The 23,389-nt window shown below is 50.3% G+C and carries 22 protein-coding genes and 1 pseudogene; all 23 read left to right on the forward strand.

The annotated features are described in order from the left end of the window. The first annotated feature begins 9 nt into the window (after positions 1–9). The 23 genes and pseudogenes from GF409_04760 to GF409_04870 all read left to right on the forward strand — a co-directional run bounded on the left by GF409_04760 (position 10) and on the right by GF409_04870 (position 23,367). Positions 10–390 carry a response regulator gene (locus GF409_04760; protein MBD3426521.1) on the forward strand — a complete coding sequence of 127 codons (381 nt, stop codon included), beginning with the start codon at positions 10–12 and terminating at the stop codon, positions 388–390. Positions 391–400: 10 nt separating this feature from the next. Beyond that, complete coding sequence (locus GF409_04765; protein ID MBD3426522.1) at positions 401–985, forward strand: response regulator; 585 nt, start codon at positions 401–403, stop codon at positions 983–985. Positions 986–1,204: 219 nt separating this feature from the next. After that, the gene (locus GF409_04770; protein ID MBD3426523.1) at positions 1,205–1,594 is read left to right on the forward strand and encodes a MarR family EPS-associated transcriptional regulator; all 390 of its coding nucleotides are present in this window, start codon (positions 1,205–1,207) and stop codon (positions 1,592–1,594) included. Further along, on the forward strand, positions 1,591–2,496 hold the full coding sequence (gene rfbA, locus GF409_04775) for a glucose-1-phosphate thymidylyltransferase RfbA (protein ID MBD3426524.1): 906 nt from the start codon (positions 1,591–1,593) through the stop codon (positions 2,494–2,496). The genes GF409_04770 and rfbA overlap by 4 nt, the downstream gene beginning before the upstream one ends. Before the next feature lie 27 nt (positions 2,497–2,523). Next, complete coding sequence (rfbC, locus tag GF409_04780; GenBank protein MBD3426525.1) at positions 2,524–3,093, forward strand: dTDP-4-dehydrorhamnose 3,5-epimerase; 570 nt, start codon at positions 2,524–2,526, stop codon at positions 3,091–3,093. Positions 3,094–3,122: 29 nt separating this feature from the next. Continuing rightward, positions 3,123–4,148: a UDP-N-acetylglucosamine 4,6-dehydratase (inverting) gene (pseB, locus tag GF409_04785; GenBank protein MBD3426526.1), complete on the forward strand. Its 1,026-nt coding sequence runs from the start codon at positions 3,123–3,125 to the stop codon at positions 4,146–4,148. Next, positions 4,108–5,289 carry a UDP-4-amino-4,6-dideoxy-N-acetyl-beta-L-altrosamine transaminase gene (gene pseC / locus GF409_04790; protein MBD3426527.1) on the forward strand — a complete coding sequence of 394 codons (1,182 nt, stop codon included), beginning with the start codon at positions 4,108–4,110 and terminating at the stop codon, positions 5,287–5,289. Before pseB ends, pseC begins: the two co-directional genes overlap by 41 nt. Further along, positions 5,286–6,212 (forward strand): hypothetical protein, encoded by a 927-nt coding sequence (locus GF409_04795; protein ID MBD3426528.1) that lies wholly within the window; start codon positions 5,286–5,288, stop codon positions 6,210–6,212. Before pseC ends, GF409_04795 begins: the two co-directional genes overlap by 4 nt. A gap of 25 nt (positions 6,213–6,237) precedes the next feature. Then, positions 6,238–7,032 carry an NTP transferase domain-containing protein gene (locus tag GF409_04800; protein MBD3426529.1) on the forward strand — a complete coding sequence of 265 codons (795 nt, stop codon included), beginning with the start codon at positions 6,238–6,240 and terminating at the stop codon, positions 7,030–7,032. A gap of 14 nt (positions 7,033–7,046) precedes the next feature. Continuing rightward, on the forward strand, positions 7,047–8,357 hold the full coding sequence (locus tag GF409_04805; protein MBD3426530.1) for an aminotransferase class III-fold pyridoxal phosphate-dependent enzyme: 1,311 nt from the start codon (positions 7,047–7,049) through the stop codon (positions 8,355–8,357). A gap of 164 nt (positions 8,358–8,521) precedes the next feature. Next, positions 8,522–9,439, forward strand: coding sequence for a methyltransferase domain-containing protein (locus GF409_04810; protein MBD3426531.1), 918 nt, complete (start codon positions 8,522–8,524; stop codon positions 9,437–9,439). Next, the gene (locus GF409_04815; GenBank protein ID MBD3426532.1) at positions 9,440–10,906 is read left to right on the forward strand and encodes a GNAT family N-acetyltransferase; all 1,467 of its coding nucleotides are present in this window, start codon (positions 9,440–9,442) and stop codon (positions 10,904–10,906) included. It begins immediately after the preceding gene. A gap of 2 nt (positions 10,907–10,908) precedes the next feature. Further along, positions 10,909–11,913: pseudogene (gene pseI / locus GF409_04820) on the forward strand (pseudaminic acid synthase). A 598-nt stretch (positions 11,914–12,511) separates the two neighbouring features. Next, a complete protein-coding gene (hisF, locus tag GF409_04825; GenBank protein ID MBD3426533.1) occupies positions 12,512–13,270 on the forward strand; it encodes an imidazole glycerol phosphate synthase subunit HisF in 759 nt (252 codons plus the stop codon). Between the two features lie 31 nt (positions 13,271–13,301). After that, complete coding sequence (locus tag GF409_04830) at positions 13,302–14,492, forward strand: N-acetyl sugar amidotransferase (protein MBD3426534.1); 1,191 nt, start codon at positions 13,302–13,304, stop codon at positions 14,490–14,492. 6 nt (positions 14,493–14,498) lie between these two features. Further along, entirely contained in the window at positions 14,499–15,122 is a 624-nt protein-coding gene (gene hisH / locus GF409_04835) for an imidazole glycerol phosphate synthase subunit HisH (protein MBD3426535.1), read from the forward strand. After that, the gene (hisF, locus tag GF409_04840; GenBank protein MBD3426536.1) at positions 15,119–15,943 is read left to right on the forward strand and encodes an imidazole glycerol phosphate synthase subunit HisF; all 825 of its coding nucleotides are present in this window, start codon (positions 15,119–15,121) and stop codon (positions 15,941–15,943) included. The genes hisH and hisF (GF409_04840) overlap by 4 nt, the downstream gene beginning before the upstream one ends. After that, complete coding sequence (locus tag GF409_04845) at positions 15,940–17,067, forward strand: N-acetyl sugar amidotransferase (GenBank protein MBD3426537.1); 1,128 nt, start codon at positions 15,940–15,942, stop codon at positions 17,065–17,067. Before hisF (GF409_04840) ends, GF409_04845 begins: the two co-directional genes overlap by 4 nt. A gap of 52 nt (positions 17,068–17,119) precedes the next feature. Further along, a complete protein-coding gene (locus tag GF409_04850) occupies positions 17,120–18,709 on the forward strand; it encodes a hypothetical protein (GenBank protein MBD3426538.1) in 1,590 nt (529 codons plus the stop codon). Further along, positions 18,693–20,480, forward strand: a complete 1,788-nt coding sequence (locus GF409_04855) for an ATP-binding cassette domain-containing protein (GenBank protein MBD3426539.1) — start codon at positions 18,693–18,695, stop codon at positions 20,478–20,480. Before GF409_04850 ends, GF409_04855 begins: the two co-directional genes overlap by 17 nt. Then, positions 20,356–21,207, forward strand: coding sequence for an acylneuraminate cytidylyltransferase family protein (locus tag GF409_04860; protein MBD3426540.1), 852 nt, complete (start codon positions 20,356–20,358; stop codon positions 21,205–21,207). The genes GF409_04855 and GF409_04860 overlap by 125 nt, the downstream gene beginning before the upstream one ends. A gap of 38 nt (positions 21,208–21,245) precedes the next feature. Then, positions 21,246–22,244 (forward strand): SDR family NAD(P)-dependent oxidoreductase, encoded by a 999-nt coding sequence (locus GF409_04865; GenBank protein ID MBD3426541.1) that lies wholly within the window; start codon positions 21,246–21,248, stop codon positions 22,242–22,244. Continuing rightward, positions 22,237–23,367: an aminotransferase class I/II-fold pyridoxal phosphate-dependent enzyme gene (locus GF409_04870; GenBank protein MBD3426542.1), complete on the forward strand. Its 1,131-nt coding sequence runs from the start codon at positions 22,237–22,239 to the stop codon at positions 23,365–23,367. Before GF409_04865 ends, GF409_04870 begins: the two co-directional genes overlap by 8 nt. Positions 23,368–23,389 lie beyond the last annotated feature (22 nt).

Genomic DNA, 23,389 nt, shown 5'->3' on the forward strand with positions numbered 1-23,389 from the left:
CGAGGAGGCATTATCGTGAACGGTAAAAAGAAAGTGCTTATAGTGGATGATGAACCCGATATACTTAAATCGGTGGTTTTTCGCGTCAAGAAAGCCGGGTATGACACACTGGAAGCCTCTGACGGAGAGACTTGCATAGATATCGCCAGGGCCAAGAGTCCCGATCTGGTTTTGCTGGACTGGAGACTGCCGGGGAAGAACGGGGGTGAAGTATATAAGGAGCTTAAGGCGCACGAAGGAACGAAAGATATCCCCGTTATTATACTCACCGCCAGCAGGGAAACGGAAAATCTTGACGTAAAACTTAAAGATATCGGTATCGAAAACGTCATTATCAAACCATATGAACCTTCAGAACTCATACAAAAGATCAAGGACCTCATAGGTTAAGGAGAGATTTATGAACAGCGAAGGAATAGTTCTAATAGTAGATGACGATAACAGGATAATCACCCTTTTGGAGGAAATAATAACCCCGATGGTGGAAGAGAAGGTCGTATGTGCCTCTTCGGGGAAGGAGGCAAAGGACATAATCGCAAAAAACAGGCTTAACCTTGCGATACTGGATTATCGGCTTCCCGATACTGACGGGATAGAACTGATGAAACTCATAAAGGAGAAGGACGAGGAGATCCCCGTGATAATAATAACAGGCTTTGGCTCCATAGAGACGGGGGTCGAAGCAATAAAAAAGGGGGCGTATGATTACATATTAAAACCTTTCCACCCTGAGAAGATACATGCCCTGGTCAGGAGACTTGTTTCGTACCGGGAAATGGAGAAGGAGAACAGGTCCCTTCGCAATGAACTGGAAAGTAAGTTTTTCAGGACCAATTCACTGAAAGAGCATGAAAAGGCCCTTATAAGGAAGGTGCTCGCCGAATGTGATAATAATATCAAGAAAGCATCAAAAGAACTGGGCATTTCACCACTTGTACTTAACCTCAAGATCAGAAAACTAGGTCTAACCAGAGCATCTAAATGATAAGTTATTATAAATAAATAACTTATACTCATATCTTGGGCATACCAGTTACACTCCTGCGCCATTAACTCACTTAACTATTTATAAACAAACGAGTTACAGTAAATTCGCAGTTAGATCATATCTGGATCTTATCCTGTTCCGGGATAATCCGGGTAAAAAGGGCGGAATGTAAAAATTTATTGACATAATATGTGTTAGTCTATATAATATCGTTCAATGAATGAACACCATTTAAAAGAAGATTTTTTTAAGATCTTACGCCTTTTATCCTCGAAAGAGGACCTTTCCCAAAGAGACTTGTCCGGGCATCTTGATATGTCGCTGGGCAAGACGAACTATCTGCTCAAAGCCATGATCAAAAGAGGTCTTATAATGGTCAGGAACTTTTATGTCCGGGACAATAAGATCAAAAAAGTCAAATATGTGCTCACCAAAGAAGGATTTGACGTCAAACTACAGTGGGCCTATGAATACCTGAAAAGAAAGGAGCAGGAATATCTGGACCTTAAAAGAGAGCTGGAGAAGGATACCGGGAATATGAACTTCGGCGGTGACATGGAGAACGCCGATATGGATTCACAGGATACGCTGGAGGAAATGATATGAAGGGAATTATACTGGCCGGAGGAAGGGCCACCAGACTCTATCCGGTAACTAAAAGTACCTGCAAGCAGATGCTCCCGGTGTATGACAAGCCCATGATCTATTATCCTTTATCGGTATTGATGCTCGCCGGGATCAGGGATGTACTCGTTATTTCAACACCCGTTGATCTACCGAGGTTCAGAGAACTTTTAGGTACGGGCGAAGAACTTGGCATCAGGATATCATATGAGGTGCAGCCCAAACCCGGCGGGATAGCGGAAGCTTTCATCGTGGGAGAGAAGTTCATAGCCGGTGAAGACGTGTGCCTTATCCTCGGGGATAATATTTTCTTCGGGCACGGTCTTACCGAACTCCTGCAGCAAGCCGCCGAGAGCACGGACCAGGCGGTGATCTTCGGTTACTATACAAAAGAGCCCCAGAGATACGGTGTTGTCGAATTCGACCAGGATCAGAACGTTTTATCCATAGAAGAGAAACCGGACTTGCCGAGATCCAATTACGCGGTTTGCGGTCTTTATTTTTATCCTAATGATGTAGTGGGTATATCCAAGAAGATCGAGCCTTCCTCCCGCGGGGAGCTTGAGATAACCGATATCAATAACGTTTATCTTAGAGAAGGCAGGCTCAGGGTCAAGACGCTGGGGCGCGGGTTCGCGTGGCTTGATACCGGAACACACGATTCGCTTCTTGACGGCTCTTATTTCATAAAGACCGTGGAGGAAAGGCAGGGGCTGAAGATAGGGTGTATAGAAGAGGTGGCCTACAGGATGGGATATATAGACCAGGAGCAGCTTAAAAGACTCGCTGGGCGGATGAACTCAAGTTACGGCCGGTATCTCATCGAGGTGATCAACGAGGAAAGCTCCGAAAGCGCGGGACTAATGGAGCGGGGCGGAAATTGAGAGGGATCCATCTAAGAGGAGTAAATGATGCCGTTTGAATTTACCAGACTTGAGATACCGGAGGTCGTGCTCATAAGCCCGCGGGTCTTTGAGGACAGCCGGGGGTTCTTCATGGAGACCTATAAGCACACCGATTTTGCCGGTGCGGGCATAAATGATCGGTTTTTGCAGGATAATCATTCCAGATCGTTCGAAAAGGGCACCCTGAGAGGACTGCATTACCAGGCGGAGCCCCGGAGCCAGGCTAAACTCATAAGGGTTGTCAGGGGGAGCATATTTGACGTGGCCGTGGACATTAGGCCGGGGTCGCCCGCGTGCGGCCGATGGGTTTCAGCTGTTCTTACCGACCGGGGCAAAGAAATGCTTTATATCCCCAGGGGTTTTGCCCACGGGTTCTGCACTCTGGAGGAAGATACCGAAGTGATATACAAGTGCAGTGATGTTTATTCGCCGGAACATGAACGGGGTATCATCTGGGATGATGCCGCTATGTCTATAGAATGGCCGGTAGAGGATCCGACTTTGTCTGAGAGGGACAGTTGCTGGCCCGGTTTAGAGGAAGCTTGCGCGGGTGCGGGCCGGGAAACAAGGCCGTAAGGCCGCTTTGAAAATACAAAAGGAGTCTTATGTTAAACGATAAAAACATACTTATAACCGGCGGGACAGGTTCTTTCGGCAAGAAGTTCGTCGAGGCCGTTCTGGGCAAATACAGACCGAAAAAGATCATAGTTTTCAGCCGAGACGAGTTCAAACAGTATCAGATGTCCAAGATCTTCCCTGATTCAAAGTATCCTATCAGGTTCTTTCTCGGGGATATCAGGGATAAGAGCAGGCTTTACCGCGCCTTCGAGGGTGTTGATTATGTGATCCACGCGGCTGCTCTTAAACAGGTCCCGGCACTGGAATATAACCCCATAGAGGCGGTCAAGACGAACGTCGTGGGAGCCGATAACATCGTAGATGCCGCCATTGATACCGGGGTCGAAAAGGTTATAGCCCTTTCGACAGATAAAGCGGTCAATCCCATCAACCTGTACGGGGCTACGAAACTGGTGGCCGAAAAGATATTCGTTGCCGGCAACGCTTACGGCGGCGAAAAGACGACCTTTTCGGTCGTAAGATACGGGAACGTCATAGGTTCCAGGGGAAGTGTCATACCGTTCTTCCTGGACCTTAAGCAGAGGGGCCTCAGGGAATTCCCGATAACGCATGAGAAGATGACCCGGTTCTGGATAACTCTGGACCAGGGGGTCGATCTGGTCTTGAAGGCCGTTGAGGAAACCGTGGGAGGGGAGGTTTTCGTTCCCCGGATACCCTCGATGAAGATATGCGATCTGGCCAGGGCGATCGATCCCGGTTGCCGCTTCAAGGTAATAGGCGTAAGGCCGGGCGAGAAGATCCACGAAACCCTCGTTTCGGAGGACGAAGCCCGAGCGGTCAGGGAATTCGACGGCATATACGTCATGCTTCCCCAGTTCTTTGAAAGGAAGGAAGTGCACCAGAAATATGACAAATACCCTTCCGTGCCCGAGGGTTTCGCGTACAGAAGCGATAATAACGGAGAATGGCTTACTGTCGATGATCTATGCCAAATGATAAAGGTTGAAAAGAATGAAAAAGATACCTTATGCCAGACAATCGATAAGCGATAAAGATATCAAGGCTCTTCTAAAGGCTACCGGATCCGACTGGCTGACCCAGGGTCCCGAGGTAAGAAAATTCGAGGAAGACCTGGCCGGATACGTCGGGGCGAAACACGCTGTTGCCGTATCCAGCGGCACCGCCGCACTTCATCTTGCCATGCTGGCTTTGGGGGTGGGCCAAGGCGATAAGGTCCTGACATCGCCGGTGACGTTCGCGGCCAGCGCCAATTGCGCGCTTTATGTGGGGGCCGAGCCGGCGTTCATTGATATCGACGGGACCACTTATCACATGGATCCGGAAAAACTCGACAGTTTTCTCGAAAAGCCTTCCAACCGCAAGCGGGTCAAAGCGGTCATCCTGGTCCACTTGATGGGTACGGTCGCCGATATAGTCGGCATAAAGAGGATCTGTGACAGGTACGGTATACCGCTGGTAGAGGACGCGGCCCACGCTTTGGGGGCGCGGTACAGCTCGAGGGGCAAGTGGTTCAAAACGGGTAGCTGCGCTCATTCAAAAGCCGTGATAGCGAGTTTCCACCCGATAAAACACATTACTACCGGTGAAGGCGGAGCTGTCTTCACGAACGATAAGAACGTTTATGAAAGGATCCTGCGGTTCAGGCATCACGGTATGGTCAAGGGAGGCAGCGACCTGGCCCCGCATTTAAAAAAGTACAGTCGCCAGCAGTGGTTCTACGACATACCGGAGGTGGGCTTCAATTACAGGATAACCGATTTCCAGTGCGCGCTTGGAAGCAGCCAGCTGAAGCGGCTGGATGAATTTGTTGAAAAACGCAGGAAGATCGCGGCCAGGTACAACGAGGCGTTCTCCGATATGGACCAGATACAGCTTCCCTGCCAGAGGGGGAACAGCTATGCGTCATATCATCTTTATGTGATAAGGGTGCCCGCGGAGAAAAGGGACGCTTTGTACGCTTACCTGAGGGGGAAAAATATCCTTACCCAGGTCAATTATATTCCCGTGCATCTATTCTCGCATTACGGGAAGAACTTCGGTTACGCCCCCGGGGATTATCCGGAGGCCGAGCGGTATTTCGAGGAATGCCTGAGCCTTCCGATGTATCCATCTCTGGGTGAGAAGGACCAGAACAGGGTCATAAAGAACATAAGGGGATTTTTCAGGACATGAGCGGTCGACATTTGGACAGAATGTGCCTGGGGTCGGTTCAGCTGGGCATTGACTACGGGATATCAAACAAGAAGGGGATGGTTCCTTCCGCGGAAGCCCATGATATGCTCGGATACGCTTTCCAGAAGGGGGTTAGATTCATAGATACCGCCGCTGATTACGGTAAGAGTGAAGAGGTGATAGGCGAATTCACCAAGAACTCAGGTAACTATTTCAAGGTAATAACCAAGGTCAGCGCCTCCCCCGGCAGCGACAGGGCTTATCTCGAAGAGAGTATTTACACTTCCCTAGACAGGCTGAACGCGGATAGACTTTACGGTGTCTTGGTACATTCGTTCGGTGACTTTTTGAACAACTCTCGCGTATGGGATGCCGTTTCGGCGCTTCGCCAGAAGGGGCTCATAGAAAAAACAGGTTTTTCCCTGTACAAGCCTCTTGAGCTTGAAATGCTCTTCGAGCGGGGGATATCCTTCGATCTTATCCAGATTCCGTTCAGCGTTTTCGACAGAAGGTTCGTTCCTTATCTGAAACGCCTTAAGGGAATGGAGGTCGAGATACACGCCAGGTCCGTCTTTCTGCAGGGGCTTGCTTTTATGGGGCCTGAGCAGCTTCCTGAATGCTTGAAGGGTGCCGGGGGAGCTGTCAGGAACCTGCGTTCCGCCTCGGCCCGGGAAGGGCTTCCGCTGCATAAAATGTGCATTGACGCAGTCTTGAGCGAGGATCTGATCGACAAGGTCATAGTAGGGGTGGACGGTTTCGATCAGCTTAAGGATAATATCGGTATTTTTTCGACCTTTGGCAGGACGGATACGCTCCAGGGTATGCTGGCGGGATCCGAGATAGAGGATGAAGATATACTTATGCCTTACAGGTGGCGCTTGAAGAGGGTAGCCGAGTTCCAGGAAGGGGAACTCAACGCTTGAACTTCTATAAATACAGGTAAGGACCATGAAAACGACCGCGATAATACAGGCCAGGATGGGGGCAAGAAGACTTCCGGGGAAAGTGCTCATGGAGCTTTCCGGAAGGCCCGTCCTCGAGCATGTCATTAACAGGGTGATGAAAGCCCGGAACGTCAGCCGGATAATCGTGGCTACGAGCCTTGACCGTGAGGACAAGAAGATAGCCGATTTTGCGAAAAGCAGGGGTGTCAACGTCTACCGAGGTTCGCAGGACGATGTGCTGGACAGGTTCTACCGGGCGGCGCTTTGTTATTCAGCGGAACATATTATAAGGATAACGGCCGATTGTCCGGTGCTAGACCCCGGAGTGATAGACCGCGTCGCGGATATGTACTTTGGAAAAGAGGCTGATTACTGCTCGAATGTAATGGTCCCGACCTTTCCCGACGGCGAGGACGTTGAGATCTTTTCTTTTAAATCACTTAAAGAAGCCTGGGAGAGGGCAGAGCTTCCTTCGGAAAGGGAGCATGTGACGCCGTATATACGCAACCATCCTGAAAGGTTCAAGTGCGCATCCCTTGAGAATGACCAGGATCTCAGCCATAAGAGATGGACCCTTGACAGGATAGAAGATTACCGTTTTTTGGAGGTTCTGTTCGGGAACCTGTATAAAGAGAACCCTTTCTTCGGCATGGGTGAAATACTGGGTTTTCTGAGGGGGAATCCCGAAGCCGGAGATATTAACAGCAATATAGCAAGGAACGAGGGATATGCAAGATCGCTCGAGGAAGATGAGAAAGTCATAAAGGACCAGCAAAGGGCAGGGGGAGGGTTAGCCTGAATACCCGCGATCATATGGAAAAGGGACAGCAGTTATATAAAAAGGCCAGGAACATAATACCCGGAGGCACACAGCTTCTTTCCAAAAGGCCAGAACTCCACCTGCCGGAACTCTGGCCGGCCTATTATGATAAGGCCCGCGGGTGCAGGGTCTGGGACCTAGAGGGGAATATATATACGGACATGAGCTATATGGGCATAGGTTCGTGTATTTTGGGATACTCCGACAGGGACGTTGACAATGCTGTGAAGATGGCCGTGGACAAGGGAACGATGAGCACGCTGAACTGTCCCGAAGAGGTGGAACTCGCCGGGATCCTCTGCGACATCCACGGATGGGCGGATATGGTCAGGTTCTCGCGTACGGGAGGAGAGGCCGCCGCGATGGCTGTCAGAATAGCCAGGGCGAGCACCGGAAGGGACATAGTTCTTTTCTGCGGATATCATGGGTGGCATGACTGGTACCTGTCGGCCAATCTGGCCGATGATTCCGGCCTTGACGGGCATTTGCTTCCGGGGCTGGAACCCCGGGGGGTTCCACGAGAGTTGAAGGGAACTTCAATACCTTTTCAATATAACGATTCGGACGGGTTCCTGGCGCTTTTGGAGAAATACCGGAGCAGGATAGCCGCGGTTATCATGGAGCCGGTAAGGAACCTTTATCCGACCGGCGGGTTCCTGGAAACAATAAGAGATAGGACGCAGCGGGAGGGGATAATACTCATATTCGATGAAATAACCTCTGGATGGAGACTTAACCACGGCGGGGCGCATCTGGGATTCGGTGTAGACCCGGACATGGCGGTCTTCGCCAAGGGGATCAGTAACGGTTATCCCATGGCGGCGGTAATAGGAAGAGAAAATGTGATGACGGTCGCGCAGGACACCTTTATTAGCAGCACATACTGGACAGAGAGGATAGGTCCGGTGGCGGCGATCTCGACCATAGGGAAGATGAGCAAAAATAATGTCCCTGGGCATCTAAAGCATACCGGAAGCAGGATAAAAGCCGGATGGAGAAAATATGCCGATGAGCATGGTCTAGAGATCGAGATATCGGGGATAGATCCCCTGGGTCATTTCACGTTCTCGGGGGAAAAACACCTGGTGCTGAAGACCCTTTTCACCCAGTATATGCTTGAGAGGGGTTTTTTGGCGACCAACGCTTTTTACGCGTCGTATGCGCACAAGGATGAGCATGTGGATAAATACCTGGACGCGGTGAGTGAGGTCTTCGGGCTTGTACGTAAAGCAGCGGACAGCACTTCGCCTGAGGACTTCTTGAAAAAGAAGGTATGTCACAGCGGGTTCAGGAGACTGACATGAGGCATTTGCGGCCCGTGACCCGCCGGGCGGTTAAACGCGGGAAGTAACCAACAACAACGGAGCTCATTTTGGATAACGACAGATCAAGACCTTTAAAAGCATCCGATATAAGCCCGGAGCACCTGGAGGCGGAACAGGCAGAGCGTTTTGCTCGCGATATCAGGATGCTCCTGTCATACAGGGACAGGTTCGTCCCTGTTCCGTGCCCCGCCTGCGGCTGTCCGGACCATAAGCAAGCCTTCGAAAAATACAGCCTTGGTTATGTACGATGCGCGGATTGCGGAACCGTGTATATAAACCCCAGGCCTTCTCCTGAAGTGCTGGATATTTATTACAAGAATTCCGAAAACTATGCTTACTGGAACAAGTACATATTTCCCGCTTCCGAAGATGTCCGGAGAGAGAAGATCTTCAAGCCCCGTGTCCGGAGACTCTTGGAGATCTGTGAAAGACACCGGGTGAGCCGGGATACTATGCTTGAGGTGGGTGCCGGTTTCGGTATTTTCTGCGAAGAGGTTTCCAGGGCGGGATTTTTCAACAGGGTAACGGGCATCGAACCGACCCCGGATCTGGCCAGAACCTGCAGGTTGAAGGGGATAGACATAATAGAGGATCTGGTGGAGAATGTCGATCTGGGCGATGAGAAAATAAGTGTCATCGCCAGTTTCGAGGTCATCGAACACCTTTTCTCCCCGGAGGATTTTCTGCGGAAATGTTTTTCGCTGCTTTCACCCGGGGGTCTTTTGGTGCTTACCTGTCCTAACGTGAAAGGGTTCGATATAAGCGTACTGGGAAGTGTTTCCGATGCGGTGGATGTCGAACATTTGAATTATTTCCATTCCGATTCGCTGGCCGCCTTGCTTGAGCGGTGCGGGTTCGAGGTTATCGAAACCTCCACGCCCGGGAAGCTTGATGCGGACAGGGTGAGACAGGCAGTGCTTGGCGGAAGGTTCAGCCTTGAAGGACGCCCTTTTCTGAAGGATGTCCTTATAGAAAGATGGGACGAACTGGGGGATAAGTTCCAGAAATTGCTCTCGGACAGCGGCCTGTCCTCGCATATGTGGATTGTCGCAAAAAAGTGAATGACCGGAAAAGACATGAAAGATAAATTAAAGGTATTCATAGTAACAGAAGGCGGGGGCAGCAGGGGTTACGGTCACATGACCAGGTGCCTGGCCCTTTATCATGCTTTTCTGCAGCATGAAGTCCGCCCGGTATTTATTGCCAGCTGCGACCGAAGCGCTGAAAAGATGATCGAAGGTGCCGATCGGAGGATCTTCGACTGGGTTGCTGAGGAAAAAGCGCTCATTAGAACTCTCGCGGGAGCGGATATAGCGATAATAGATTCTTATCTCGCGCCGCCGGGGTTATACGCACGTGTAGCCGAAGCTGTTCGGCTCCCGGTTTATATAGACGACAACAAGCGGGTCGATTACCCGGCGGGGGTAATATTGAATTCTGGCGTCGGGGCTGAAAATATCGAGTATACCTCTCCCGGAGGGAAGTCTCTTCTGGGATGTGAATACGCTCTTTTAAGGAAGGATTTCTGGAGCATCCCGCGCAAGAAAATAAACAAGCAGGTTAGCAGGATATTGGTGACCTTTGGCGGGGCCGATCAGATGGAAATGACCCGCGGGATACTGGATATATTGAACAAGAAATATCCCGGTATTACCAAGGACGTTGTCGCCGGAGGAGCCTCTTCAGGTATCAAGCCCCGGGAAAACGTCAGTGTCATACACGATGCGGATGCCGGGAAGATGAAAAGCCTCATGCTTGATGCGGATATCGCCGTTTCGGCGGCGGGTCAGACCCTTTATGAACTGGCCGCGGCAGGTACCCCTGCGGTAGCGGTCTGTGTGGCCTTGAACCAGAGAAGCAATCTGAGGGGCTGGCAGAAGGCCGGTGTCTTCAGGTGTATAGATGCGGCTGGCTCAATAAATGTCGAGAAGGAGCTAGTAGAGGCTCTTGAAGAGCTTATGCCTTTGGAAGAGAGGGAAAAGGCGTCGGAGAAGGCAATAAGTTCAATAAACGCGGAAGGACCGGTCAAAGCTGTCCGGGAGATCTTGAGGATATACGCGGACCGCATCTTCATGAGAAAGACAGGCAGGGAAGACTGCCGTGATCTGTGGCAATGGAGGAACCACCCGGAAGTAAGAAAATGGGCTTTTACAGACGGAGAGATAGATCTTTCCGATCACAGGGAATGGTTCGAGAAAAAAATGAAAGATAATAAGAGCCGTATGTATATGGCCGAATATCCGAAGGGGCAGAAGATAGGACAGGCGCGTTTCGACGCCCTGCCCGGGGATACACTGATAAGCGTCAACCTTAACCCGGCCTTTTTCGGAAAAGGTCTGGGCAGCGGGCTCATAAGAAGCGCTACCGGAAGCTTCCTGAACGAGAGGCCTGAAGTGAAGACGATAACGGCGAACATAAGATCAGATAATATAGCCTCCAAAAAGGCTTTCGAGAAAGCGGGATATCGGTACTCCGGGAATACGACAGTTCAGGGCTGTAAGACCGATATCTATAAATATACGAGGTAGGAATGGAACTTGCAAGAGCTAAAAAGTGCCTGGTGGTCGCGGAAGTTTCCGCAAATCACGGTCAAGACCTGGAAAGAGCTCTCCGGATGATAAAAGCCGCTAAAAGTGCCGGGGCGGACGCAGTGAAGTTCCAGGCGTACACGCCTGATACTTTGACCATTGAGTCCGAAAGACCTCCTTTCAGGGTGGAACACCCTCAGTGGGGCGGGCAGACCCTGTACAGCCTTTATGAAAAAGCCTATACCCCCTGGGAATGGTTCAGTACGCTCAAGAAGACCGCGGATAAGGCCGGGATCGGCTTTTTCGCGACCTCTTTTGACAGGTCATCGGTGGATATGCTTGAACAGCTCAACGTACCGGTACATAAGATAGCGTCTTTCGAGCTGGTCGACCTTTCTCTTGTGGAATACGCGGCAAAGACCGGGAAACACCTGATCATGTCCACGGGCATGGCTTCCAGGCGCGAAATAGCCGAGGCGGTGGAGGTCGCTAAAAAAGCCGGCGCGAAAAGCGTTACGCTCTTGAAGTGCGTAAGCAGTTATCCTGCCGACCCGGCTCAGATGAACCTGCTTACCATGAGGGATATGGAGAGGGTGTTTGACTGCCCGGCGGGGCTTTCCGATCACAGTCTGGGCACGGCCGCGGCGGTGGCCGCCGTTTCGCTCGGGGCGGTCATGGTCGAGAAGCATTTCAAGTTATCCAAAAGGCACAGGACACCGGACAGTTTTTTCTCTGTCGGGCCTGATGAGTTCAAGAACCTGGTTGACGATATCCGTGTAGCGGAAAAGGCCGTTGGGCGGGTCCATTACGGATTGACCCGCCAGGAGAAGAGGACCAGGAACTTCAGAAGGTCCCTTTTCGTGGTCAGGGACGTGAAAAAGGGGGAAAGATTCAACGAAGACAACGTAAGGTCGATAAGGCCGGCCGATGGCCTGGCACCGAAATACCTGGATAAAGTTTTAGGCAAGAAAGCCGAAAAGAGCATCAAAAAAGGCACTCCTCTGAAGCGGCATCACCTGCCGAAAGAGGCTATCGCGGCCGTGGAGAGCTCTAAGGTGAAAGAATACGGCCATTACATCGAAGGGGAGAGGCTGTATCTCAGGGATGTAGTATTGGGTGATGTTTCAGAGGATTATCACAGGTGGATGAACGATCCGGAGGTCACGCAATATCTTGAAACCAGGTTCGCGACGCCGCAGTCCATGGAGGATATCAGCGATTATGTCGGGGCCATGTCCGGCAAAGAGAACGAGATATTCCTCGCGGTCTGCCTTAAGGGAACCAGAAGACACATCGGTAACATCAAGCTTGGCCCGATCAACAGGAGTCACCGATTCGCGTATATAAGCCTGGTAATAGGCGCCAAGGAACATTGGGGGAAGGGATACGCCACTGAAGCCATACGGCTTCTTGCCGAGTATGCTTTCATGGAGGAGGGCCTCCACAAAGTGATGGCTGGCTGCTATGGGAACAATACCGCATCGGCTAGGGCCTTCGAAAAAGCGGGTTTTGTCAGGGAGGCCGTCGAGCCGGAGAAGTGGCTGTGCGACGGCAGATATGTTGACGGGATAACCCTGGGGCTCATTAACCCCGACTGGGAACATAATGCTTAAGAACCGTTTGATACCCATATTGCTGTTAAGGAACGGAAGATGCGTTAAAGGAAGGCGCTTCGGTGAATATCGTGACACAGGTCATCCTGTCACGGCCGCAAGGATCTACGACGCCCAGCGTGTCGATGAACTGGTGTTCCTGGATATAATGGCGAGCCTGGAAAAAAGGGACGTTCTTCTTAATATAGTGGCCGAAACGGCCGAGGAATGCTTCATGCCTCTTACAGTAGGCGGGGGAATAAGGAACCTGGAGGATATCAAGGTCACGCTGGCGGCGGGAGCGGACAAGGTCGTTATCAATTCCGCCGCGGTCGAGCGGCCCGGGCTGATCAACGAAGCCGCCAGGGTGTTCGGCAATTCCACCATCGTGGTGGGGATAGATTACAGGCAGGACGGTAAAGGCGGACGCGAAGTACATACGCACGGCGGGACAAAGCCCGCGGGGCTTGAGCCCTCAGACTGGGCTGAACAGGTAGCCGCACGCGGTGCCGGTGAGATCATACTTACGTCGATCGACCGTGAGGGCATGATGGAAGGCTATGATTTGGCCCTCATCAGACAGGTAAGCGAAGCGGTCGACATACCGGTGATCGCGCACGGGGGCGCGGGAACGCTAAAGGACCTCAGGGACGGTATAGAAGAGGGAAAAGCCTCCGCCGTGGCGGCGGCGAGCATTTTCCATTTTACCGACCAGAGCCCCATTAAGGCGAGACTGTATCTTAAGGATAACAGTGTTAACGTGAGGATATAGATATGAGTGAAGGAGAAGATGCCCGATGGATATGATGGACCTTAAAAGATGTTCAAGATGCGTGATGCCCGAAACGCACGAGACCATATTCTACGACGATGAGGGGGTCTGCAACATATGCCGCCAGCACGAGCTTAAACACGAGAAAATAGACTGGGACAAAAGAAAACAGGAATTCGTCGAAATAGTCGACCGCTACAGGGGAAAGGGCGCTTATGACTGCATCATACCGATCAGCGGAGGCAAGGACAGCACTTACGTTCTTTACATGATGATGAAGAAATACAAGGTAAAGCCTCTGGCTGTTTCATTCGACCACGGTTTTTACCGCCCGCACCACATAAAGAACAGGGACAAAGTCCTGAGGAAACTGGGCGTGGATCTTCATCTTTTCAGGTCGAACCAGAAGGTAGTTAAAAAGCTGATGCTGGAGTCTCTCAAGAGAAAAGGCGATTTCTGCTGGCACTGCCATACGGGAGTTTTCGCTTACCCCATGCAGATAGCGGTCAAACACAATATCCCTCTTTTGATATGGGGCGAGTCGACGGCCGAATACACCAGTTATTACAGTTTTGATGAACCCGATGAAAGGGACGAGGAGGCTTTCAATAAGTGGATCAACCTGGGAATAACGGCCGAGGACATGGAAGGCATGCTGGACGGAAGCGTTACGATGAGGGACCTTGAGCCGTACAGGTATCCCAGGTTGAGGGACCTTAACAGGATAGGCTACAGGTCCATATGCTACGGTACCTATCATCCGTGGGACGTCAGGAAACACGTTGATGTCATACAGAAAGAACTGGGATGGGAAGTGGACGAGGTGGAGGGGGTGCCTTCCGATTACTGGTATACCAAGCTGGAGTGCATGTTCTCGGGGGTCAGGGATTATTTGAAGTTCCTAAAAAGGGGATTTGGAAGAACCACTCAGCTCGCCACGGATGACGTGCGGGCGGGGGTCATAACCAGGGAAGAGGCGTTAACAAGGCTCAGGCAGAACGATGGTCTGAAGCCCGCCAGTCTGGGCCCATTTCTTGAATTCATAGGTATCACGGAAGATGAGTTCAATGAAATAGCGGCCCGGCATATGGTAAGCCCCTGGAAATGCGACCCCAAAAAGATAAGAAAGGGCAAAACGCTTCATGACCAGGAAGACTGGAACCTTTCAGGCGTCAATGAACAGGTCATAATCGCGAAAGAGGCGGAAGCGCAGGAGGAGTAGAGCGAAATGAAAGATGCGAACGTATGCATAATCGATTATGGTTCGGGGAACGTGAAAAGCGTGTATAACCTTTTCCTGAGCATTACCGGGTCGGTCAAAGTTTCGAATCAGGCCGATGATATTAACGGATCTACGCACATCGTTCTGCCTGGAGTGGGAGCCTTCGGCTCGGCCATGCAGAAGATAAAAGCGCTTTCTTCTTTCGGAGTGCTGGAAGAGAATGTGCTTTCGGGGGGAAAACCCTTTCTGGGCATATGCGTCGGCATGCAGGTCCTGGCGGAGAAGGGATACGAACACGGAGAGAACGAAGGGCTCGGCTGGATACCGGGGTCGGTGAGGAAGCTCGAGACGGGAGGCCTTTACCTGCCGCATGTTGGGTGGAACGATTTTACCGAATGCTCGAAGGATAACCCCCTATTTAAAGGGATATCCCCGGACATGGATTTCTATTACGTGCACAGTTTCTATTTTGATGTCGTTGATAAGGCCAGCGCGATAGCCAAATGTGAGTACGGCATGGAGTTCACTTCGGCCGTAAACAGGGATAATATTTACGGGGTTCAGTTCCATCCCGAAAAGAGCCAGAAAGCGGGAAGAAAACTGCTCCAGAACTTTATGGATATATCATGAAAAAGAAACGTTTAATACCGGTGCTCTTGCTGAAGAACGGGTTCCTTGTACAGAGCAAGTCCTTCAAAAGATACCAGAACCTGGGCAACCCCGTTACTTCGGTAAAGCGTCTGAGCGAATGGGCGGCGGACGAGCTCATTTATATCGATATAAGCCGTGAGGATGTCTATGACATGCGCAGGGATGACCTCGGTCATTACAACAGGGATAATATACTGGATATAATAGACGACGTCTCAAGGGATTGTCACATGCCGGTGACCATTGGGGGCAGGATACGGTCGCTCCGTGATATGGCTTTCAGGCTCAGCAAGGGAGCGGATAAGGTATCGATCAATACAAAGGCCCTCGAGGACCCGGGGTTCATAGAAGAAGCGGCGAAAGAATTCGGTTCCCAGTGCGTCATAGTGTCAATGGACGCCAAGTCGGTTGACGGCGCTCACCGGATCATGTCCGACGGAGGACGCCAGATGACCGGATACTCTCCCGCGGAATGGGCAACGATAGCGGAGGAGAAGGGCGCCGGCGAGATACTGATAAATTCCATAGACCGTGATGGAAGAAAGAACGGATACGATATTGACCTGGTCTCGCAAGTTGTGGATGCGGTGGATATCCCCGTTATCGCGCTTGGCGGGGTCGGCGAATGGGAGCATTTCTCCGAGGTTCTGGAGAAGACGGACGTGGATGCCGTGGCCGCGGCGAATATATTCCATTACTCGGACCAGAGCGTGTACCTGGCCAAGAAATACCTGTACGAAAAAGGTCATCTCGTGCGTCAGCCGGATCTTTTGCTTGAGGAGGTGAATTCAAGACGATGAAATACTGTAATAGGTGCGTATATCCCGAAGTGGCGGTTAACCTTTTCATCGATGATGAAGGCGTCTGTTCCGCCTGCAGAACGGCAGAGGAATTCAACCAGCTGACGGATACTTTCTGGGAAGAGAGGAAGAAGAGGTTCGAAAAAGTTCTGGCTCAGGCGGTTAGCGGGAATACCTCGAACTATGACTGTGTAATACCGGTTTCCGGAGGTAAAGACAGCTACTACCAGACCCATAAGATAGTTTCCGAATACGGCTTAAAACCTCTTCTTGTGACCTATCACGGTAATAATTATCTTCCCGAGGGAGATTATAACCGCGACCGCATGCGGCATGTGTTCAACGCCGACCATATCGTCTTCGGTCCGTCGGTCGAGGTGCTGAAGAAACTCAACCGGCTGTGTTTCAGGAAGATGGGGGACATGAACTGGCACGCCCATTGCGGGATAGAGACCTATCCCATACAGATCGCCGTCAAGTTCAATATACCTTTGATCATCTGGGGAGAGACCAGCTGGGATGTTTCAGGAATGCACGATCCGGATGATTTCGTGGAGTTTTCCGCCAGGAGCAGGCATGAGCACTCCCTCAGGGGATTTGAATGGTACGATCTTCTGGATGACCTCGGGGAAAAACTTACCGAAAAAGACCTTATGTGGGCGAAATATCCCGAAGACGATGAGATCCTGAAAGTGGGAGTGAGAGGCTTGTATATCGGTAACTTCTTCAAATGGGATCCCAACCGTCATGCCAAGCTCATGCAGGAGCAATATGGATGGAAATGCCCGGAAAAGCCGTTCGAGAGGACCTATAGAAGATTTTCGAACCTGGACGACAGGTATGAGAACGGCATACACGACCTTCTCAAATACATTAAATTCGGTTACGGGCGCTGTTCGGACCATGTCTCCAAAGATATAAGGTCAGGATACATGACCAGAGAGGAAGGTATACAACTTGTTAAAAAACATGACCATGTGGTCTCAAGTGACCTCGGCTACTGGCTGGATTATGTGGGCATGAGCGAAGAAGAGTTCTGGAAGGTCGCGGACAGTTTCCGCGATCCGCGGGTATGGAGAAATGAGAACGGCAACTGGGTAAAAGACAATATCTGGGATGAATAGAGAATCAATAACAGGGAAGTACTCTCAAGCGCAAGGCGAATAGAACAGGATCATGAATTTTTTACTGGAGTTTACAAAGAGTAATTATAAGGTATGGCACAGCGTGGCAAAACGGCTGAACAAGATATATCCCGGAAGCAGCTTTTCCGGGTTATGCGGCAAAGATGTTGTTGCATTTCTTGAGGGTCAGGACGACCTTGAGTACAGGACTTTATATGTACATCCTGATATAGTAAAGGAATCCCTGAAGGATGAGGTAGATCATGTTCTTCTGGAAGATTTCGAGAAGCAGCTGCCCCGGAAAAGCCTCTGGCGCCTCATATCTTCTGACAGGGAATGGGGAAGCCCCTTCATGCACGGTGCCGTTCTTAACAAGACGTTCATCAACATGAATAATGACCGGGAAAACATACTTAAGCTTATCAGCGGTTCCATTAAGCGATACAGGAAGATCTTTGATGAGCAGCAGGTAGATATATTTCTGCCTGCCATAGCGATGGGTTCGGTTTCTGTACATCTTCTTGAGCATATCTGCAGGGAAAGGAACATACCCTATATAGTTCCAACAAGCGTGAGGGTGAAGAGTTTTTTTACCTTCGCCGGGGATGTACAGCTCAGATTCCCCCAGATAGACCGGACCTATGAGCGTATATCCCGGGGTGAGCTTGAGGTGGATCTCGATCGCGCAGAAAGGCTCTACCGGGAGCTTATTTCAGAATTCAAGGACTCCCAGTATTTTGACAGGCAGCTCCCATGCTTTAACCAGAAGAAACTGGACAGCGTATCTGCCCATTTCATTTTTTGGCTGAAGACGGTCAAGGCCGTCATAGTGACGATGTGGCGGTGGCTCGGAGACGCCTTCATGGATAAAACACGATTGGATATCTACAGACAACTCCACACCCCGGGTGTTTTGGTGGATAACGTGAAGAACATACTTCTTCGTCAGAAAATGAGAGCATATCTTCTTGGCCCCGGTTACGGGGAAGAACTCCCCCCGGGCCAGAAATATATCTATTATCCCCTACATACCAGCCCGGAATACTCAACGCAGTTCCAGGGCACCATGTGGATGGACCAGTTGTATACTATAGAGCTTCTAGCCAAGAGTGTGCCGTTTGACTGGGTAGTCTACGTCAAGGAGCATCCGGCGATCCTGACCTCACGTGTGCGCCCAAAAGGGTTTTATGAACGCTTAGAACGCCTACCAAACGTGAAACTTGCTCCGATATACGCTGATACACATAACCTTATAGGTGAGGCAGAGATCGTGTCAGTGGTAACGGGTACTACCGGCTGGGAAGCGGTGCAGAGGGGAAAACCTCTTATTACTTTTGCGGATAACTTTTGGGATGTCCTGGCGCTTTCCCGCAAGTGCACCGATGTGGAGTCCCTTTCGCGTGATATACAGGATGAAGTGGAAAGAATGAAGGTCATTACCGAAAATGAGAGAAAAAGCAGGATAGTCCGTTTTCTGGCCGCTGTTCTTGAGCACGGTTTTGAGATCACATATCCCCAGCAGTTCTCATACGAGAAGGGTAGTGACGAACAGTATGCAACCGTGGGGCGGGAGACGGCGGATGCGTTGAAGAGGCATTTGGACCAAGTCCATAAAAAGGATTTTTATGAAGAATGTATATAAATTGTTCACAGGAGCGTTAAGGAAGCTTCGCTATATAGGAAGGCTTGTTGTAACAACCCCCCGCTGGGGATTGATAATCTTCCTGCAGATATTGAGCGGCCTGTTGAGTTTCGCGGGTCTGCCCATGCTCGTACCTGTCCTGAATATCCTCAAAGACGGCAGTATCTCTGCGGGTAATGAGAAATACCTTCTTTTCATGGGCAAAGGGCTTGAGCTATTAGGTATAGAGCCGGGATTTTTCAGCATATTGACCATTGCTGCCTTATTCATATTCTCCGGCCAGCTTCTTGTGTTCCTCTCATCGCTTATCGCGGCGAATGCCCAGGCGGAACTTTCCGAGAAATACAGAAAAGATCTGTTCAATGCTTACGGAAGCGCCAAGTGGTTATGGCTTCTCGACTCAAGGTCCGGCGAAATGAATTTTTCCGTGATCAGGGAAGCGGATATAGCCAGCGTGGCCCATCTCAACGCTCAGAGGATAGTGATCTATTTCGTCCAGGTCTCGGTCCTCATCTTTGTGGTTATCAGGCTGTCCCCGGTCATCACTCTTTTTTCAATGACGGTCTACGGTCTTCTTCTGCTTTTAAGCGTTCTAATCTCGAACCAGGTCTACAAGCTGGCGGACCTTTATAACAGAAAGTTCAGGAAACTCTCCAATGACCTTAACGGTCTTCAGCAGAACAAAAAGTTCTTTAAGGCATCCATGCTGAATAAGAGGCTCATAGACGGTATCTTCACACATGTACATGAGATCGCCAATACCACCAAAAAACAGAATTTTTTCATAGAAACGCAGCGCGCCCTGAGCCTTATGCTTACGTTCATATTCATGATCTCTCTCATGTTCTTTCACCGGCAGCTGTCACTCGATTATTCGGTGCTCATGCTGGTGCTGCTCATATTCATAAGGATATCCCCGCAGTTCGCCGCCTTGTCAACCGCTTATGCGACGCTTGACAGCAATATCCCGATGCACCGGTCTTTGTGCGGCCGGTTACGGGACTTGGAGAACAATACCGAAGAGAACGGCACGCAACAGTACGCTCCGGACCGAGAAGTGCGTTTCGAGAACGTAAGTTTCATCTATCCGAACGGTAACAGGGTTTTCGAAGGCCTGGATATAACTATAGAACCGGGTAAGACCACTTCTTTCATCGGTGGTTCCGGAGTGGGTAAGTCAACCCTGCTTGACCTGGTCCTGGGGCTCTTGAAGCCTTCATCCGGCGCTATTTATTACGGGAATATCCGGCATGATACTTTGGACAAGGTATCTCTGAGAAGCAGGGTAGCTTATGTCAGCCAGAACACTACACTGGTCGATGGCACAATGAAGGAGAACCTTACCATAGGATTAGTCGACTGCGATGAAGACAGGATAAGAGAAATAACCCGGAAAGTCGCTCTTGAAGAGGTTATTGACCAGATGGCGGAGGGACTGGATACGCACGTAGGGGAGAACGGGATCAAGCTTTCCGGAGGGCAGAGACAGAGGGTCGCCCTGGCGCGTGCGCTATTCAGAGAACCGGACATACTTATACTTGATGAAGCGACAAGTTCACTTGACGCCGAGTCGGAGAACATGATCCAGGAAACGATAAAAAGCCTTCAGAAGGATTTTACTATAATAGTCGTCACGCATAAACTGAATGCGGTCAGGTTCTCTGATATTATCTATGTGCTCGAGGACGGGAAGGTATGCGAAGCGGGCAGTTACACGGAACTGCTTGCCAGAAAGGGCAGGCTTTACGAGCTTGATTCGCTTCAGGCATGAAAAAACCAGGAAAGACAAGATGAAAAAGAAAGATAACAGAGTTCTGGCAGTGATCCCCGCAAGGGGCGGATCAAAGGGGCTCAGGGACAAGAACATAAGACCTCTTTCGGGTAAACCTCTTATCGGATGGGTTCTCAGGGAGGCTTTGAAGAGCCGTAAGATCAGTGAAGTGGTCGTTAGCACGGACAGTGCCAGGATAGCCGAAATAGCAAGAGAGTACGGTGCTCAGGTGCCTTTTATGAGACCTAAAAACTTGGCCTTGGATGCTTCTCCGGGAATAGACCCGGTCCTGCATTTATTGGGTTATTACAGAGATAGACTTGACTTGCCCGGGATCGTCGTGTGTCTTCAGTGCACTTCGCCTTTGACCGAGGCAGGGGACATCGACAATGCTGTTACCATTTATGAGAAAAGCGGGTTCGATTCTCTGGTCAGCGTGACCCCCGCTCTGGAAAATCCGTACTGGATGGTATCGGTTGACGACAAGAACAGGATAGATCCCGTCGTCAAGACCGGTATGAATTATACCTGCCGGCAGCAGATACCTGTTGCGTATAAGCTCAGCGGGGCGATATATGTGTCCAGGCCCGAGATCCTCTTAAGAAAAAAAAGCTGGGTTACGGACAATACGGGCGCTTACGTGATGGAAAAGGAAAAGGCATATGATATAGATACGTTGGCTGATTTTGAGCAAGTTGAGGCCGTGTTGAGCAAGAGGAAAAAATAACATGTTCTTTTTTACGGGACAGCAAAAACGGGGATGAGATGAAGATAAAGGGAAAAAAAGTACTGGTTACTGGCGCGGACGGTTTCATAGGCAGCCACCTTGTGGAACGGCTGGTCGAGGAGGGCGCTGAGGTGAGGGCGTTCTGCTTCTATAATTCTTTCAACAGCTGGGGGTGGCTTGACACATTCAGCGATGATGTAAAGTCCTCTTTTGATGTCTTTATGGGTGATGTGAGAGATCCCAACGGGGTAAGAAGCGCTATGAGGGGAGTGGATATAGTATTTCATCTTGCCGCGCTGATCGGGATACCCTTTTCATATCATTCTCCCGATTCCTATGTGGATACCAACGTGAAAGGCACGCTCAATATACTGCAGGCGTCCCGGGAGGAAAACTGCTCAAAGATCCTCATCACGTCAACTTCCGAAGTATATGGTACGGCCAGGTACGTGCCCATAGATGAAGCGCACCCTTACCAGGGACAGTCTCCCTACAGTGCGACAAAGATCGGAGCGGACAGGCTCGCAGAATCCTTCTTGAGGTCTTTCGGGATGCCTGTGACTATCGTACGTCCGTTCAATACGTACGGACCGAGACAGTCTGCCAGGGCGATAATCCCCACGATTATCACACAGCTCTTATCCGGTGTAGATAAGATAAAACTGGGTTCACTCCATCCGACACGTGACCTTGTTTTTGTCAAGGATACAGTGGAAGGTTTCATAAAGATTGCCGAAGAGGATAAAACCGCGGGAGAGGAGATCAATATAGCCACCAAGACCGAAGTCTCCATAGGGGATCTGGCGAACAAAATAATCGATCTTGTGAACCCGGACGCCCTTGTAGTTCGGGATACCGAGAGGGTCAGGCCCGAAAAGAGCGAAGTGGAAAGACTTTTCGGCAGCAATGATAAACTTAGAGAACTAACCGGGTGGGAGGCAGGACATTCTCTTGAAGAAGGGCTTAAGCAGACCATAAACTGGTTCAGGCAGGTCCAGGACAAAGACATGTACAAGGCGGATATATACAATGTGTAAAGAAATATTCTTAGATGCGCCGAATATAGGCGAACTTGAAAAAAAATACGTTAACCAGGCCCTGGAGACAGGGTATGTTTCGACCGCGGGTCCTTTTGTCGGACAGTTCGAGGATAAGTTCTCTCAGTATCTGGGAATGGTCAGGGCCGTTTCCACCCAGAGTGGGACCGCCGCGATTCATATGGCATTGCATGAATTGTGCATCGGCAGCGGGGATGAGGTGATAGTTCCTGCGCTGACATTTGTGGCCACGGTAAATCCCGTTGAATATGTGGGAGCGAAGCCGGTTTTCGTCGATGTTGATTCCGACTCCTGGAACATGGATCCTGATCAGATAGAGAAGAATATCACCGAAAAGACAAAAGCCGTTATACCCGTTCACCTTTACGGGAACCCGTGCGACATGGGCAGGATAATGGAGATAGCGGATAAATATGGGATTTACGTGATCGAAGACGCAACTGAGAGCCTTGGGGGCAAGTATAAGGGGAAACTCACTGGTACCATTGGTCATTTTGGGTGTTTCAGCTTTAACGGCAATAAGACCATAACCACCGGAGGCGGCGGGATGGTGGTAAGCTGCGATCGTGAAAAAATGGAACATATTAAATTCCTCGTTAACCAGGCACGGGACGGCAACGAGGGTTACTTTCACTCGGAAATAGGGTTCAATTACAGGATGACCAATCTGGAGGCGGCTCTGGGGCTGGCTCAGATGGAACGGGCAGAGGAATTGATTTCACGTAAAAGACAGTTGAACGAGGTATACAGGGAAGAGCTGAATGGGGTTGAAGAGATTATGTTCCAGTCCGAATGCGAAGGGGCTGAAAGTTCATGGTGGCTTACATGTGTGTGCCTGAAGGAAGGAGCGGACCTGCCCGTTTTGCGGGACGGTCTGGCCGGGAAAGGTATTCATACGAGAAAACTGTTCACCCCATTGACGGAATTCCCTCCTTACGAGAAGTACGCTCGTGGTCGTCATGGAAACTCGCACAGGCTTTATGAAAGGGGTTTATGCCTGCCAAGTTCCACGTTGAACACGGCTGGGGACGTGAAACATGTTTGTGACGAGATAAAAAAGATATTATCCGGCAAAAGGGAAAAAATAAACACCAAAAGGTGATCGAATCTTTCGATAAATATAG

It is taken from the genome of Candidatus Omnitrophota bacterium (genome assembly GCA_014728045.1).
GTDB lineage: Bacteria > Omnitrophota > Gorgyraeia > Tantalellales > Tantalellaceae > WJMH01.